Annotated in this window: 15 protein-coding genes; 8 read left to right on the top strand and 7 right to left on the bottom strand. The window is 73.4% G+C overall.

The window, feature by feature from the left end; genetic code table 11:
• The first annotated feature begins 199 nt into the window (after positions 1-199).
• Together ACIBFB_RS06620 and ACIBFB_RS06615 are read left to right on the top strand one after the other, a co-directional pair.
• Positions 200-1,045 carry a sulfurtransferase gene (locus ACIBFB_RS06620; RefSeq protein WP_397226991.1) on the top strand — a complete coding sequence of 282 codons (846 nt, stop codon included), beginning with the start codon at positions 200-202 and terminating at the stop codon, positions 1,043-1,045.
• The gene (locus ACIBFB_RS06615) at positions 1,042-1,347 is read left to right on the top strand and encodes a DUF1416 domain-containing protein (protein WP_397226989.1); all 306 of its coding nucleotides are present in this window, start codon (positions 1,042-1,044) and stop codon (positions 1,345-1,347) included. Before ACIBFB_RS06620 ends, ACIBFB_RS06615 begins: the two co-directional genes overlap by 4 nt.
• 130 nt (positions 1,348-1,477) lie before the next feature.
• On the opposite strand, the gene ACIBFB_RS06610 is transcribed toward ACIBFB_RS06615, so the two are convergent.
• A complete protein-coding gene (locus ACIBFB_RS06610; protein ID WP_397226987.1) occupies positions 1,478-1,942 on the bottom strand; it encodes a winged helix-turn-helix transcriptional regulator in 465 nt (154 codons plus the stop codon).
• A gap of 87 nt (positions 1,943-2,029) precedes the next feature.
• On the opposite strand from ACIBFB_RS06610, the gene ACIBFB_RS06605 reads away from it, so the two are divergent.
• From ACIBFB_RS06605 to ACIBFB_RS06590, 4 genes are all read left to right on the top strand, one after another.
• Positions 2,030-3,265, top strand: coding sequence for an MFS transporter (locus ACIBFB_RS06605; RefSeq protein WP_397226985.1), 1,236 nt, complete (start codon positions 2,030-2,032; stop codon positions 3,263-3,265).
• 176 nt (positions 3,266-3,441) lie between these two features.
• Entirely contained in the window at positions 3,442-5,691 is a 2,250-nt protein-coding gene (locus tag ACIBFB_RS06600) for a hypothetical protein (RefSeq protein WP_397226983.1), read from the top strand.
• A gap of 86 nt (positions 5,692-5,777) precedes the next feature.
• Positions 5,778-7,034: a MurT ligase domain-containing protein gene (locus tag ACIBFB_RS06595; RefSeq protein WP_397226981.1), complete on the top strand. Its 1,257-nt coding sequence runs from the start codon at positions 5,778-5,780 to the stop codon at positions 7,032-7,034.
• A gap of 11 nt (positions 7,035-7,045) precedes the next feature.
• Entirely contained in the window at positions 7,046-7,762 is a 717-nt protein-coding gene (locus tag ACIBFB_RS06590) for a type 1 glutamine amidotransferase (RefSeq protein WP_397226979.1), read from the top strand.
• A 103-nt stretch (positions 7,763-7,865) separates the two neighbouring features.
• Here ACIBFB_RS06590 and ACIBFB_RS06585 read toward each other — a convergent pair whose 3' ends face one another.
• The 3 genes from ACIBFB_RS06585 to ACIBFB_RS06575 all read right to left on the bottom strand — a co-directional run bounded on the left by ACIBFB_RS06585 (position 7,866) and on the right by ACIBFB_RS06575 (position 10,399).
• Complete coding sequence (locus ACIBFB_RS06585) at positions 7,866-8,354, bottom strand: GNAT family N-acetyltransferase (RefSeq protein WP_397226977.1); 489 nt, start codon at positions 8,352-8,354, stop codon at positions 7,866-7,868.
• A 132-nt stretch (positions 8,355-8,486) separates the two neighbouring features.
• Positions 8,487-9,515, bottom strand: coding sequence for a YgfZ/GcvT domain-containing protein (locus ACIBFB_RS06580; RefSeq protein WP_397226975.1), 1,029 nt, complete (start codon positions 9,513-9,515; stop codon positions 8,487-8,489).
• A gap of 335 nt (positions 9,516-9,850) precedes the next feature.
• Positions 9,851-10,399, bottom strand: a complete 549-nt coding sequence (locus ACIBFB_RS06575; RefSeq protein ID WP_397226973.1) for an FABP family protein — start codon at positions 10,397-10,399, stop codon at positions 9,851-9,853.
• Between the two features lie 196 nt (positions 10,400-10,595).
• On the opposite strand from ACIBFB_RS06575, the gene ACIBFB_RS06570 reads away from it, so the two are divergent.
• Positions 10,596-11,369, top strand: coding sequence for a GIDE domain-containing protein (locus ACIBFB_RS06570; protein WP_397226971.1), 774 nt, complete (start codon positions 10,596-10,598; stop codon positions 11,367-11,369).
• Positions 11,370-11,383: 14 nt separating this feature from the next.
• Positions 11,384-11,746, top strand: a complete 363-nt coding sequence (locus tag ACIBFB_RS06565) for a DsrE family protein (RefSeq protein ID WP_397226969.1) — start codon at positions 11,384-11,386, stop codon at positions 11,744-11,746.
• Positions 11,747-11,837: 91 nt separating this feature from the next.
• Here ACIBFB_RS06565 and ACIBFB_RS06560 read toward each other — a convergent pair whose 3' ends face one another.
• The 3 genes from ACIBFB_RS06560 to mshA are packed head-to-tail and all read right to left on the bottom strand — an operon-like array spanning position 11,838 to position 14,470.
• The gene (locus ACIBFB_RS06560) at positions 11,838-12,584 is read right to left on the bottom strand and encodes a phosphoglyceromutase (protein WP_397226967.1); all 747 of its coding nucleotides are present in this window, start codon (positions 12,582-12,584) and stop codon (positions 11,838-11,840) included.
• Between the two features lie 51 nt (positions 12,585-12,635).
• Positions 12,636-13,148, bottom strand: a complete 513-nt coding sequence (locus ACIBFB_RS06555) for a YbjN domain-containing protein (RefSeq protein WP_397226965.1) — start codon at positions 13,146-13,148, stop codon at positions 12,636-12,638.
• Positions 13,149-13,171: 23 nt separating this feature from the next.
• Positions 13,172-14,470 carry a D-inositol-3-phosphate glycosyltransferase gene (mshA, locus tag ACIBFB_RS06550; protein WP_397226963.1) on the bottom strand — a complete coding sequence of 433 codons (1,299 nt, stop codon included), beginning with the start codon at positions 14,468-14,470 and terminating at the stop codon, positions 13,172-13,174.
• Positions 14,471-14,496 lie beyond the last annotated feature (26 nt).

The raw sequence follows: 14,496 nt of genomic DNA, 5'->3' as shown, positions 1-14,496 counted from the left end.
CCGGCGGGAGCGGATCGGGAGAACGGGCCCGTCGCATCGCGTGCCGCCGTCCCCGCCAGGCTGTGCCGAGCCCGGGGCCGGGACGCCGCGTCCGCCCGCACCCTGATCGCCTGACCCCCGACCTCCGGGCCCGAACGCGTGCCCGGAGGGCACCGACCAGCACACGCGACACCGCATCACGAATCACAGGAGGTTCCCCATGAGCCGCTCCGACGTCCTTGTGGACGCCGACTGGGTGGAGGCTCACCTGGACGACGAGAACGTGGTCCTCGTCGAGGTCGACGAGGACACGTCCGCCTACGACGGGGGGCACATCCGCGGCGCCGTCAAGATCGACTGGAAGAAGGACCTCCAGGACCCGGTCCGCCGCGACTTCGTCGACCGCACCGGGTTCGAGAAGCTGCTGTCCGCGAAGGGCATCGCCAACGACGACCAGGTGATCCTGTACGGCGGCAACAACAACTGGTTCGCCGCGTACGCCTACTGGTACTTCAAGCTCTACGGCCACGACAACGTCCGTCTCCTGGACGGCGGCCGCAAGAAGTGGGAGCTGGACTCCCGCGAGCTCGTCAAGGAGGTCCCGGAGCGGGCCGCCACCTCGTACACGGCCCAGGAGCAGAACCACGGCATCCGGGCCTTCCGCGACGAGGTCGTCGCCGCCATCGGCGCCAAGGACCTGGTCGACGTCCGCTCGCCCGACGAGTTCACCGGCAAGCTGCTGGCTCCGGCGCACCTGCCGCAGGAGACCTCCCAGCGCCCCGGCCACATCCCGACGGCGCGCAACATCCCGTGGGCGAAGACCGCCAACGAGGACGGCACGTTCAAGACCGCCGAGGAGCTGCGCGAGCTCTACACCGAGGCCGGTGTGGACCTCGACAAGGAGATCATCGCGTACTGCCGTATCGGCGAGCGCTCCTCGCACACCTGGTTCGCCCTGCACGAGATCATCGGGCTGGACAACGTGAAGAACTACGACGGTTCCTGGACCGAGTACGGCTCCCTCGTGGGCGTTCCGGTCGAGCTCGGAGAGGCGGAGGCCAAGTGAGCGACAGCTGCGGAGCACCGGTCGGGGGCGTGGCCCTCGCCGACGTGGACGCCGGTGACCAGGCGGTCATCCAGGGCACGGTGACCCGGGACGGCAAGCCGCTGCGCGGCGCCTACGCCCGGCTCCTGAACGAGTCCGACGACTTCGTGGGCGAGGTGGCCACCGGCGACGAGGGCACCTTCCGCTTCTTCGCGGCCGACGGGTCGTGGAAGGTGCGGGTCCTCGCCTCCCAGGGCTTCACCGGTGAGTACCCGGTGAACGCCGAGGTCGGCAAGGTGATCGACCTCCAGGTGCAGGCCTGACACCCGGGTACGCGACCGGCGCGTGAGCGCCGGGCCGACCGGGACGCGCGGGGCGCCGGTGCGGACGGGACGACCGTCGGCACCGGCGCCCCCGCCGTTTCCCGAGCCCCGCGCGGACACGGGGGCGCCGTCACCGTGACGGCTCCTCCGGGCGCCCGACCTTCCTGACGACGACGTCCTCGGGACCGAGCGCGCCCCCGTCGACCGCCCGCACCTCCAGCGCGCGGGGAGGGCGGCCCCGGGCGTCGAGCATCTCCGAACGCGGCTCGCCGGGGTCGAAGAAGTGCGCCTCGCCCCACTGGCGCAGCGCCACGATCACGGGGAACAGGTCCCGCCCCATCGGAGTCAGGACGTACTCCCGGTGGGAGCCGCCGTCGGACGCCGGGACGCTCTCCAGGACTCCGCCCTCGACCAGGGTGCGCAGGCGGGCGGCGAGGATGTTCTTCGCCACGCCCAGACTCCTCCGGAAGTCGCCGAAGCGGCGGCTGCCGTCGAAGGCGTCCCGCACGATGAGCAGGGACCACCAGTCGCCGATCGCGTCGACCGACCGTGCGACCGGGCAGTCGCTGTCGTCGAGCCTCGTCCGCTTCACCATGGGATCCCTCCGCGCTTGTTGGTTGCAACATGCTACCAGTGCTGGCTATCGTCCCCTTAGGTAGCAACTTGCAACCAGGGAGGCCCGATGGACGACGGATCCCCGTCGACGCACGACACCGGACGCACACGGGGGACGGCCCGCGGCGGCACGCTCACCAGGAGCGCCACGTTCCTCCTCGCCGTCGCCTGCGGCGCGGCCGTCGCCAACGTCTACCTCGCGCAACCCCTGCTCGCCACGATGGGCCGGGAACTGGGGGTCGGTGAGGGCGCCGTCGGGGCCGTCGTCACCCTCACCCAGGTCGGCTACGCCCTCGGGCTCGTCCTCCTCGTCCCCCTCGGAGACGTGCTCGACCGGCGGCGCCTGGTCGTGGTCCAGCTGGTGGCGCTGGCGGCGGCCCTGGTCGTCAGCGGCACGGCGCCCGCCGCGGCGGTCCTGCTGGTCGGCACGACGGCCGTGGGCCTGCTGGCGGTCGTGGCCCAGACCCTGGTGGCGCACGCCGCCGCGCTCGCCGAGCCGGACCGGCGTGGGAGGGTCGTCGGGTCCGTCACCGGCGGCATCGTGGTCGGCATCCTGCTGGCGCGCACGGTCTCGGGCGCTCTGGCGGACCTCGCCGGATGGCGCGCGGTCTACCTCGCCTCGGCGGCACTCGTCTGCGTGCTCGCCCTGGTCCTGCACCGGGCGCTCCCCGCCGGGACCGCGCCCGCGTCCGCCGTCGGGTACGCGGGCCTGCTCCGCTCCACCGTCGCCCTGTTCGCCGCCGAACGCCTCCTGCGCGTGCGCGCGCTGCTCGGCCTGCTGGTCTTCGCCGCCTTCAGTGTCCTGTGGAGCTGCGTCGCCCTGCCGCTGAGCGAGCCGCCGCTGTCCCTGTCGCACACCGCGATCGGCGCCTTCGGCCTGGCGGGGGCCGCGGGAGCCGTCGCGGCGACGGCGGCGGGCCGCCTCAACGACCGGGGCCTGTCCCACTGGACCACCGGCGCCGGCCTGGTCCTGCTCACCCTCTCGTGGCTTCCCCTGGCGTTCACGCGCCAGTCGCTCTGGGCCCTGGTGGCGGGTGTGGTCGTGCTCGACCTGGCGGTCCAGGCCGTCCACGTCACCAACCAGAACCTGGTCCACGCGCTGCGTCCCGGGGCGGGAAGCCGCCTGATCGGCGGGTACATGGTCTTCTACTCGGTCGGCAGCGCCTCGGGCGCGATCGCCGCGACCGGGCTCTACGCCGCCTTCGGCTGGGGAGCGGTGTGCCTCCTGGGGGCGGGGGTCAGCGGACTCGGGTGCCTGGTGTGGGCGTGGACCGGACGCGTCCCGGCGCCCACCGCGCGGTGAGCGACGACCTCGGGTGCGCCGGATCCGGCACGCCGGTTGTCCACAGGCGACGGCGAGAGGCTGGCAGCGCGTGGCCTGGCCTGCTTGACTTGGTTCGGCGGGCTGGTCACGGCCTCATGCCCCACTCCGGGTGCGCCCGGAGCCCTCACCGAGGCCGGTCAGGAGGTGTTCGGACGGTGCCCACCCCACGGACGGAAGGTTCACCCCGAGGCGAGGCCGGACGGACCTACCTCGGTTGGCGGCACGCCGTCCTCCTGCCGCATCCGGGTCCGGCCCCGCGCCGTCCGGCGCCCGACGACACGCGGACCCTCAGCGAGGAGTGGATCGCGGGCCAGCGGGACAGCGAGGCCCAGACCAACCGGCCGCTCCACATCGCGCTGGTCGGGCTGACCCTGTTCGCCGTCCTGTTCCTCCTGCTGTGGTCACAGCGGATCCTGCCCGCCGCCCTCGCCGTGGGCGGCGTGTTCGCCTGCGCGGCCATCGCCGCACCCGTCGGGTTCGCGCTGGTGCAGAGCCGGCAGGTCATCGCCCAACGCCTGGCCAGAGCCGAGGAACGGCTGGCGGCCGAGCGGGAGGAGCGCGAGCGCGCCCTGCGCGAGCGCCAACGCGACCACGCCCGCAGGCACACGGAGTGGCAGGCGGCCAGCCGTGCCTACGAGGCCCAGCCGCACTGGTACGGGGTCACCGTGCCGACCGGCCGCGAGGCGGTCGTCGTGGTCGGGGGCACCGACGTCGGGTGGTCCGCCCTGCTCACCACGGTCGGAGTCTCGCGCCTGCGGAGCGGCGGGGACCTCACCGTCGTCGACCTCACCGGGCGGTCGGTCGCCCGCGAGCTGGTCCGGCTCGCACGCCGGTGCGCCGTCGCCCCGCGCCGCTGGGTGCTCCCCGCCGACCTGCCCCGGATGACCCTCGGGACCAACCTGGACGCGGGCCAGCGGGCCCGGGTCCTGTCCGCGGTCGCCGCCGCGTCCGGCTCGGCGGAGGACGTCGACGCCGACGAGACCCTCCTGCTGCGGCTGTTGGAGGTGCTCGGTCCCGACGCCGGGATCGCGGAGCTGATCGGCGGTCTGCGCGCGCTGTGCACACCCGAGGGCGACGCGGCCGAGGACGACCCGGCGCTGGTGCGGCTGAGCGCGGACCAGCGCACCCGGGTGCGCCGACGCTGCGCCGACACTCCGGGGGTCTGGGAACGGGCCTGGGAGCTGGAGCGGCGGCTGAGCCCCTTCGAGACGGTCGGCACCCGTGCCGAGGACGGCACGTACGCGCAGATCAAGATCATCTCCACCGACCGGGCGTCCGGAGAGGTCGCGGCCCGGATGTACGGGACCTACACGGTGGCGGCGCTCAGCGAGCTGTTGGAGGACGGCCCGCGCGAGGGGCCGACAGCGGCCGCGGCGCGGCGGCCCCGGCCGCGCCCGGAGCGCACCCGCACGGTCGTGGTCTGCGGGGCGGAGAGCCTGCCGGAGGGGGAGGTGGACCAGGTGCTGCGCGCCGCCGCCGAGGGGGGCGTGGAGGTGGTGCTCATGTTCCGCACCCCGTCCCCGGCCGCCCTCGCCAGGTTCTCCGATCCCGCCTGCCTGCCGGTGGTCATGCGCCAGCGCGGCGGGGCCGCGGACACGGTCGAGCGGGCCGCGGCCTCGGTGCCGGGCGTGAGCGGGCACGGGGGCACGTCCGCGCCAGGCGGGAACGGGCGGGTGGAACCGGGCGCGCCGGACCCGGGCGGGCGCGCCGCGGGGCCCGGGCCGGGTACCGCCAGGCGGGGTGCGGGGGGACTCACCGTGCACCGGCTGACCGAGGTGATCGGCGAGGCGGTGGGCGCGACGGTCACCGAACCCGACCCGGACCCCGAGGCCGAGGCGGAGGCCGACGACCGCTTCTTCGCCTCCCCGCACACCGAGTCGGGGGCGATGATCCGCAACGCGGCGTCCGGGATCGCGCCCCTCGACCTCGTCCGCCATGTGAGATCGGCCACCGCCTGGGGGCGGGCCACCGCGCAGGCCGAGGAGATCGACGCGCCCGCCCGGGCCGGCGCGGAGGGAGAGGGAGCGTCGCGGCCGATCGGTCTGGACGCCGGGTCGCTGCGGCGGCTGCCGTACACGGCGGCACTGGTCCTGGGCGACGACGGGCCTGTTCTCACCGACACCAACCCGGGTATCCTCAGCCTGTCCACAGCCACCCTGGCCACAGTGGAGGACTCCCGAACCACCGGACACGGCGCCGTCGCGGCGTCGGACGGGGAGGGGCACACCTCCGCGCCGGGGCGCCGCACCGACGGGGCACGGCCGCGGAGAACGCTCCCCGATCCGCCCCCCGGCGGGAGGGGCTCGGCTCCGGTGCCGGCCGGGGCTCCCGACGGCGCCGAGGTGCCCGACCGGGTGCCGCCCAACCTGGGACCGCCCCCCGAGCGCCTGGACTGGCGGGTCTGACCCGAGGTGGACACTAGTCTTGGCCCCAACACGTCACCCGCGACCGCCACGTGGTGGCGCGGGCGATCCAGCGACCTGGAGAGTAGATGAGCGAGCTTCCCCTGCGCGCCCAACTGGCATCGGTACTGGGTAGGAGCGCAGCCAGTCTGTCGCGCGCGACCGGACGCGGAGACGGCTCCGTGATCGGTGGCAGGGTCGCGCTCAAGGTCGAGCCCGACCTGCTCGCCAAGCTCGCCCAGGGGCGCCGCCTGGCCCTGGTCAGCGCCACCAACGGCAAGACGACCACCACCAAGCTCATCACGCAGGCCCTGCGCGAGCTCGGTGACGTCGCCACCAACGAGTTCGGCGCGAACATGCCCACCGGGCACATCACGGCGCTGTCCAACAACACCTCCGCCGTCAACGGCGTGCTGGAGGTCGACGAGAAGTACCTTCCGCAGGTCCTGCGCGCCACCCGGCCGGCGTTCGTGGTGCTGATGAACCTGAGCCGCGACCAGATGGACCGCGCCTCGGAGATCAACCTCCTCGCCAAGAAGTGGCGCACCGCGCTCGGCGAGACCGACACGCACGTCATCGCCAACGCCGACGACCCCCTCGTCGCCTGGGCGGGGCTGGGCGCGCCGAACGCCACCTGGGTCTCGGCCGGCCAGCGCTGGAAGGAGGACTCCTGGTGCTGCCCCGAGTGCGGCGGTCACCTCAAGCGCGACGTCGACCCGCACTGGGAGTGCCCCGAGTGCGGACTGACCCGTCCCCAGACGGCCTGGGGGGTGGAGAACGACACCGACTCCCTCGTCTGCCCCGACGGCCAGCGTGTGCGGCTCCAGCTCAACCTGCCCGGTGACGCCAACCGGTCCAACGCCGCCATCGCCGCCGCCACCGCGGCAGGGTACGGCATCCACCCGGTGCGCGCCGTCGAGCGGCTCCGCGAGATCACCTCCGTCGCCGGGCGGTACACCTCCGTGGTGACCATGGGCGTGGAGGTGCGCCTGCTGCTCGCCAAGAACCCGGCCGGATGGCTGGAGTCCTTCGCGGTCCTGGACCCGCCCCGGGTGCCGGTCATCCTCTCCGTGAACGCGCAGATCCCCGACGGCAAGGACACGTCCTGGCTCTGGGACGTGGACTACACGGTGCTGCGCGGGCGCCGCGTGTTCATCATGGGTGAGCGCCGCACCGACCTGGCCCTGCGGCTGGAGACCGACGGGGTGGCCTTCGAGGTCGCCGACCGGGTCGACGAGGTCCTGCAGCGGCTCAGGGCGGAGCAGCCCGACATCACCAAGGTCGACGTCATCGCCAACTACACCGCGTTCCAGCAGATCCGCACGGCCTACGGCCGCGTCCAGTAGGGGAGACACTCATGACGGACACCAGCAGCGCCCTGCGGATCGTGTGGATCTACCCCGACCTGCTGAGCACCTACGGCGACCAGGGCAACGTCCTCATCCTGCGCCGCCGTGCCGAGCTGCGCGGGATCCCCACCGAGATCGTGCACGTCCACTCCAGCGACCCCGTGCCCGAGCAGGGCGACATCTACCTGCTCGGCGGCGGTGAGGACCGCCCGCAGATCCTCGCGGCCGACCGCCTGCGCGCCGACGGCGGCCTCGCCCGTGCCGCTGCCCGGGGGGCCTGTGTCTTCGCCGTGTGCGCCGGGTACCAGATCATCGGCGAGAGCTACGGCGACGACGAGGCCAAGCCGCTGCCAGGCGTGGGCATCCTCGACATCCGCAGCGGACGCGGCCAGACCCGGGCCGTGGGCGAGATCGTCGCCGACGTCGACCCCTCGCTGGGCGTGGGCCGCATCACCGGATTCGAGAACCACCAGGGCCGCACCGCGATCGGTCCGTCCGCGCGCCCGCTGTCCGCCACGGTGCGCGGCATCGGCAACGACGACCGCACCGAGGGCGCCTACCAGGGCCAGATCCTGGGAACCTACCTGCACGGCCCGGCGCTGCCGCGCAACCCGGCGCTGGCCGACCTCCTGCTGCGCTGGCGTGTGGGCCAGCTGCCCCCGCTCGCCCCGTCCTGGGGTGAGCGTCTGCACGAGGAGCGCCTCGCCGCGGCCCTGAGCGGCTGACGCCTGGGGGCGAGGGCGCGGCGCGGAACCGGGCGCCTCACGGCCCCCGCGGCCGGAGCATCCGCCGCGGGGGCCGCCATGCCCGCGTTCCGAGGAGTCCCGGTCACAACAGCCGGTGCATGATGTGCAGACCGACGTATCCGTGCTCGGGGTGAGCGAACCCGTCGGGCAGCGTGCCCACGACGTCGAACCCGAGTGACGTGTACAACCGCACCGCGCGCGTGTTGGTCGCCACGACCGCGTTGAACTGCATGGCCCGGTAGCCCGCCGCACGGGCCCACTCCAGCGTGTACGCGCACAGGGCACGGCCCACCCCTGTGCCCTCACAGACGGGGTCGACCATGTAGCTGGCACTGGCGATGTGGCCGGAGTTTCCCTGGTGGTTCCTGTTCATCTTGGCCGTACCGAGCACCGTCCCGTTCCCGTCCACGGCGACCACCGTCCGGTCGGGTTCGGGCAGCAGCCACCAGTCGCGTCCGTCCTCCCGTCCGAGGTCGGTGGGGAAGGTGAACGTCTCACCCGCCGAGACGATCGAGGAGAAGAAGGGCCAGATGGCGGGCCAGTCGGCCGGGGTGGCGACGCGGATGTGCATGCCCCCAGTCTGGAGCTCCGCCCGGGCACACGGCCATCGAATTTCGGGCGGGCGTCCCAGCGGGGCGGACCCGCCGTCACCGGTGCCGCACCCCACCACTGCCGCGAGGTGCGGTCTCCGGTGCCCCGGCCGTTACCTCGGGCGGCGGCGCAGGTCGATCTGGGCGTTGGCCCCCGTGTCCGGGTCCACGACGACCTCCTGGCCCGCCGCGATCCCCTCGACCACGAGGTCGGCGTCGGTCGGCGCGGCCCGCTTCACCACGCCCAGCGCGATCGGGCCCAGCTCGTGGTGGCGAGCCGACGACCCGACCCGCCCCACGGCGCGGCCCTCCAGCTCGATCGCGGCGCCCACCTCCGGCAGCCGCTCGGCGGTCCCGTCCAGGTGCAGCAGCACCAGTCGGCGCGGGGGCCGACCCAGGTTGTGCACCCGGGCGACCGTCTCCTGACCCGGGTAGCAGCCCTTGTCCAGGTGCACCGCGCGGCCCACCCAGTCGACCTCGTGCGGGATCGTGCGGTCGTCGGTGTCCACGCCCGGGCGGACCCGGTGCTCGGCGATCCGGTGCGCCTCGTAGGCCCACATGCCCGCCGGGCGGGCCCCCGCCTCCGTCAGCGCCCGCGCGGCGTCCGCCAGCCGTTCGGCGGGCAGGAACAGGTCGGTCTCGCCCTCGGCGGCGCGTACGGGGACGCCGTCGATCCGTGCGGCCACCGCGGCGACCGCCGCCGCGCGGTCCGGTCCGAGCACCGTCAGCACCGCGCGCGACGCGCTCAGATCCTCGACCTCGACCCGCAGCATGAACCGCATCGAGTCCAGGAACGCGGCCAGCCCCGGCCCGTCGCCGGGTTCGGTGTGGATCCACGCGGCCTCGCCGTCGTCCACCAGCGACAGGTGGTGCCGCAGGTGGCCCCGCGTGTCCAGCACCAGCGCCTCGGTCGCGGTTCCGGGCGGAAGGCCGCGCGTGAGCTGGCTCGTCAGATCGTTGAGCCACCCCAGGCGGTCGGGTCCGCTCACCCGGACCACGTCCCTGTTGCTCCGGTCCACCCACGCGCTGGAGCGTTCGATGGCGCGGCCCTCGTGGGCGGGGTCGCCGTAGTGCGCGGCGACGCCCGAGTCGATCGACTCGGCGGTCACGGCGCCCGGTGTGGTCAGCAGCGGCGATGTCATACCGCCGAGGGTAGCCGCAGCGGCGGGCGCACCGGAAACACGTCTTTGACCTGCTGTTATGTCCACAGGAAAAACATTTGCCCCAGGCGTCGCGGGCGACGTACTGTCGTGGCACGCAAGAAAGGAGGTGGTCCGAGAAATGATTGACTCTAGGACTGGCGAGGTGGCCGTCCGCTAGGGCGACGCAACGCGTTCGCGCGACGTCGTTCGCCGCGAATCCCAGACGGACACCCGGACCCCGGGCTGCCGGACCTCGTCCGACCGGCCCCGCCCCCTCGGCGGGAGACAGCCCGGGGTCCGCCCGTGCCGTGGACGGACCCCGGCAGGGTTCCGCGCTAGTCGTTGCTGTCGGTCCGCTTCATCTGCGCCGACATGTACGAGCGGAGGTCGTGGCCCCGCGCCGCCAGGTCCCACGCGTACCCCAGGGTCTGCCTGTCGTCACCGAACAGCCCGTAGAGCCGGTGCGACGCGGTCACCTCCAGTCCGGTGATGGTGTGCATCACAGCGCTGGTGGCCATCTCCACCCGGTTCGCGAACACGTTGCCCAGGTACGACTCGATGAAGCCCTCGTTGTGGGAGATGAGCACCTCGAGGTGGATGACGTTCTCGTCGTCGTCCTTCGCGTACCGCGCCGTGTCCTCCTCCGACAGCGCACGCCAGTAGCCGGACTCCTCGGTGATCAGCTCGCCGAGCGTCCCCTCGGCGGTCATCCGCCATGCCCTGCTGCGGTAGTCCAGGTAGGGCAGGTCGCCCCGCTGCGCGAACTCGATCTCCTGGCCGAACTGGAACTCTTCCTCGTCGGCGTATCCGGCGACGCCGACGCCCTCCCAACGGCCGATCAGGAAGGACAGTTTCGCCAGATCGGGGTGTACATCAGCGTCCATGGTCCCCGAGCGTAGCCGCGTCCGGAGGGTGACGGTGACAGCCCGCTCCGGTCACCCCCGTGCACGGCTCCGGTCATGCCCAATTGGCCCGGCTTTCCCGAAGAGCTGGTAAAGATGGTCACCGACGCGGTGTGGCCACGGGGTGTCACGCCCACCGTCGTCATCGACCTCCACGCACTTTCCGAAGGGGCGGCCTGTGTTACTGGTGATCGGTTCGGTGATGCTCGTCGCCGCGGTGGTCCTCCTCCCGCTGACCTTCCTCGCCGTGCGGCGCTGGCTGCGTCAGCGCGGCCTGGCCCGCCTGCGCCCGAGCGCCCTGGCCGGGCACGTCGGCCAGCGGGTCACGCTGACCGGTGTCGCCGCCCCCGGTCCCGCCGGGACGATCGGCTCCGGCCTGGCCGGGGCCGAGTGCGTGTGGCACGGCCACGAGGTGCTGCGGCACTACTGGCCGCTCAACCGCGACCGGGGGGCCAACGCGGTCCGGGAACGGGCCTGCGACCCCATCGCGGAGTTCGGGTCCGAGGAGCTGTTCGGACTGGTCGCGGAGGGTGCGGCCGACGAGGGCGACCGCGTCATGGTCGACCCGGCCGACGGTGAGCCCCGTGACGCCGAACTGTGCCTGCAGCGCGTGGTGGGGCGCCCCCAACCGGGTGTGGCGGCCGCCGCCGACGACCTCCTGCCGCGCGTGCGCGGGCGGATCTCGGGTGTCTTCCGCGGCGAGACCATCGAGTTCGAGTACCGCGAGTGGGTGATCCGGCGGGGCGCCCGCGTGCGCGTCTCCGGCGAGGTGCAGGTCCGGGACGGGCGCGTGGTGATCGCGGCCCCCGAGGGCGGCGGTCTGACCATCGAGCACGGCGTCGACGCGCAGCCGGTGCGGCTGTCGCCCCGGCGCCGCGAGGCCGCGGCCTTCTCGGCCGCCCTCGCCTTCTGCGCCCTCGCCGGGACCGTCCTGGTCCTCCTCGGAATCTGAGTAGGCTGGCGACCATGTCTCGATCTATGGTGATCAAGGTCACCGCGGGGCACGACGCCCCCGAACGGTGCAACCAGGCGTTCACGGTCGCCGCCGCCGCCGTGGCCAGCGGTGTCGAGGTCTCGCTGTGGCTGACCGGGGAATCGGCGTGGTTCGCCGTCCCCGGCCGCGCGGAGGACTTCGAGCTCCCGCACGCCGCTCCTCTCGCCGACCTCCTCGCCGCCGTGCTCGCGGCGGGCCGGGTGACGGTGTGCACGCAGTGCGCGGCGCGCCGGGACCTGGCACAGGGGGACCTCATCGAGGGCGTGCGCATCGCCGGGGCCCCCTCGTTCGTGGAGGAGACCCTGCGCGAGGGCGCCCAGGCCCTCGTCTACTGAGCACGGCTCCGACGCACCCGCCGCCCGGTCCCGGACACGGCCGTGCCCGCGCCGCCGACGGAGGCACGGGCACGGAACGCCTGGGCCGGGCCTACTTCTTGCCCTGGTCGGCGACGGCCTGGATGGCGGCCGCGGCGGCCTCCGGGTCCAGGTAGGTGCCGCCCGGGTTGGTCGGCTCGAACCGGTCGTCGAGGTCGTACCGCAGGGGGATGCCGGTCGGGATGTTCAGCCCCGCGATGTCGGCGTCGCTGACTCCGTCCAGGTGCTTGACCAACGCGCGCAGCGAGTTGCCGTGCGCGGCGACGAGCACCGTCCGGCCCGCGGCCAGGTCGGGGACGATCGAGTCGTACCAGTACGGCAGGGCGCGGTCGAGCACGTCCTTGAGGCACTCGGTGCGCGGCAGCAGCTCCGGCGGCAGACCGGCGTAGCGGGTGTCGCCCGCCTGCGAGTAGGGGTCGTCGTCGGCGATCGGCGGCGGCGGGGTGTCGTACGACCGGCGCCAGATCATGAACTGCTCGTCGCCGTACTCGTCGCGCGTCTGCGCCTTGTCCTTGCCCTGGAGGGCGCCGTAGTGGCGCTCGTTGAGCCGCCAGGTGCGCTGGACAGGAAGCCAGTGCAGGTCGGCGGTCTCCAGCGCGAGGTTGGCCGTGCGGATCGCGCGCTTGAGGAGGGAGGTGTGGACGATGTCCGGGGTGATCCCGGCGGCCTTGAGCAGTTCCCCGCCACGGCGGGCCTCGTCCTCGCCCGTGGCGGACAGGTCCACGTCCACCCACCCGGTGAACAGGCCCTTCGCGTTCCAGACACTCTCACCGTGTCGCAGCAGTACCAGAGTTCCCATGGCATCCAGCGTATCCACCCCGCCCGCCCGCTTCGGGAGCGACCCCGTCCGCTACTCGTGGTGCGCGGGTTCGGCCAGGTGCGCGAACGCCCTCAGGTTGCGCATGTCGTGGCCGCGTTCGGCCCGCCAGCGCCACTCCTTGCGGATCGCCGACGCGAACCCGCGCTCCAGCGCCGCGTTGAAGTTCTCGTCCGTGTAGGTGAGCGCGCAGCCCAGCAGCCGGTCGACCTCGTCCGGGGTGATCCCCTCCAGCGGCAGGCGGCCGCGCAGGTACACGTCGCCGGCGTCGTCGGCCGCGAACGCCATCCCGTACATGTCGGAGTTGCGGCGCATCAGCCACCGGTAGAAGGCGGCGTGGTTCTCGTCCGGCTGGCGGCAGAAGAACGACGTCAGCGTCAGGCTGTGCGGACCGACCTCCAGCCACACCAGCGTCTTGAGCTTGGCCGTCCCCGGCAGGGTGACGAGGAAGGAGCCCTCACGCGGGCGTTCCGTCTCCAGCCCGGCCTCGGCCACCGCCTCGGCGATCGCCCGGGCCGCGGCCTCGCGCGCCGCATCCGTTCCCACGTCGGTTCCTTCCCCTCGATCCGTCACCGGCACGCGGCCATCGGCAGCGGGCGCGGGACGGTGCTCTCCCGGTACACGTCCAGCAGCTCGTCCACCGTCCGCGACCAGCCCAGGGTCGCCGCGTGCCGTGGGGCCGCCACCGCGAGTCTGGCACGCCACGCGGGCTGGGTGACCAGCCGGTGCAGCACGGCCGCGTAGTCGTCGGGGTCGTGCCCTTCCACGAGCACCCCGGAGGTCCCGTCCGCGACCGCCGTGGTCAGTCCGCCCACCCGCGACGCCACCACCGGTGTGCCGCAGGCCTGGGACTCCACCGCGACCAGCCCGAACGACTCGGAGTAGGAGGGGACGACGGTCGCCGTGGCGGCCCGGTAGTAGTCGGCCAGCCGCACGCGGTCCTGCGGCGGTTCGATCCGGACCACGTCGGCCACGCCCAGGGAGCGCGCCAGATCGGCCAGCAGCCCCGGTTCGCGTGTGCCGCCGCCGGACAGGCCGCCGACCACGCCGACCACCAGGCGCGAGCGCAGGGAGGGGTCGCGGTCGAGCAGGCGCGCGGCGGCGCGGATGAGGATGTCGGGGGCCTTGAGCCGCTGCACGCGACCGACGAACAGCAGGAGCTCGGTTCCGGGCGCCAGCCCGATCCGGCGCAGCGCCTCGTCGCGCGCGCCGGGGGTGAAGACCTCCAGGTCGACGCCGGGCGGGATGGTGCTGATCCGCTCGTCGCGCGCGCCGTAGAACTCGCGCAGCTGGCGGGCCTCGTCGTCGGTGTTGGCGATGAGCATGTCGGCCTGCCGCACGAGCTGGTCCTCGCCGCGGACCCGCGCCTCCGGCTCAGGGGAGTCGCCCTCGGCGAGGGAGGCGTTCTTGACCCGCGCCATCGTGTGCATCGACTGCACGAGCGGCACGCCCCACCGGCGCGCGGCCACGACGCCGGCCCTGCCGGACAGCCAGTAGTGGCCGTGGACCAGGTCGTAGTGGCCGGGTTCGCCCTGGGCCTCGGCGCGGAGCATGCCGAAGATGAACGGACACAGGTGGTCGTTGAGCGCGTGCTTGTCCAGGCGGCCGTAGGGACCGGCGGGCACGTGCCGCACGTTCACGCCGGGCACGAGCTCGACGACCGGGGGGAGGTCGGCGCTGGTGGCCCTGGTGAACACGTCCACGGCCACGCCCCGGTCGGCCATGCGCCGTGCCACCTCGACGACGTACACGTTGAGTCCACCGGCGTCGCCCGTGCCGGGCTGGTCGAGCGGAGAGGTGTGCAGACTGACGGTCGCGACGCGGGACGGAACCGCCGTCTGTTCTCGCTCAGGCACGTTTCCGGACACCGGTGGTCCCTTCCGATCGTGTATAC

Origin of the sequence: Nocardiopsis sp. NPDC050513, from assembly GCF_044457925.1 — a bacterium.
Lineage (GTDB): Bacteria > Actinomycetota > Actinomycetes > Streptosporangiales > Streptosporangiaceae > Nocardiopsis.
The sequence above is the reverse complement of the archived record's forward strand: the minus strand, read 5'-3'. Positions and strand labels throughout refer to the sequence as shown.

Coding starts and splice junctions, on each gene's coding strand:
- ACIBFB_RS06620 (WP_397226991.1), top strand. CDS start 200: ATGAGCCGCTCCGACGTCCTTGTGGACGCCGACTGGGTGGAGGCTCAC.
- ACIBFB_RS06610 (WP_397226987.1), bottom strand. CDS start 1,942: ATGGTGAAGCGGACGAGGCTCGACGACAGCGACTGCCCGGTCGCACGG.
- ACIBFB_RS06605 (WP_397226985.1), top strand. CDS start 2,030: ATGGACGACGGATCCCCGTCGACGCACGACACCGGACGCACACGGGGG.
- ACIBFB_RS06595 (WP_397226981.1), top strand. CDS start 5,778: ATGAGCGAGCTTCCCCTGCGCGCCCAACTGGCATCGGTACTGGGTAGG.
- ACIBFB_RS06590 (WP_397226979.1), top strand. CDS start 7,046: ATGACGGACACCAGCAGCGCCCTGCGGATCGTGTGGATCTACCCCGAC.
- ACIBFB_RS06585 (WP_397226977.1), bottom strand. CDS start 8,354: ATGCACATCCGCGTCGCCACCCCGGCCGACTGGCCCGCCATCTGGCCC.
- ACIBFB_RS06580 (WP_397226975.1), bottom strand. CDS start 9,515: ATGACATCGCCGCTGCTGACCACACCGGGCGCCGTGACCGCCGAGTCG.
- ACIBFB_RS06575 (WP_397226973.1), bottom strand. CDS start 10,399: ATGGACGCTGATGTACACCCCGATCTGGCGAAACTGTCCTTCCTGATC.
- ACIBFB_RS06565 (WP_397226969.1), top strand. CDS start 11,384: ATGTCTCGATCTATGGTGATCAAGGTCACCGCGGGGCACGACGCCCCC.
- ACIBFB_RS06560 (WP_397226967.1), bottom strand. CDS start 12,584: ATGGGAACTCTGGTACTGCTGCGACACGGTGAGAGTGTCTGGAACGCG.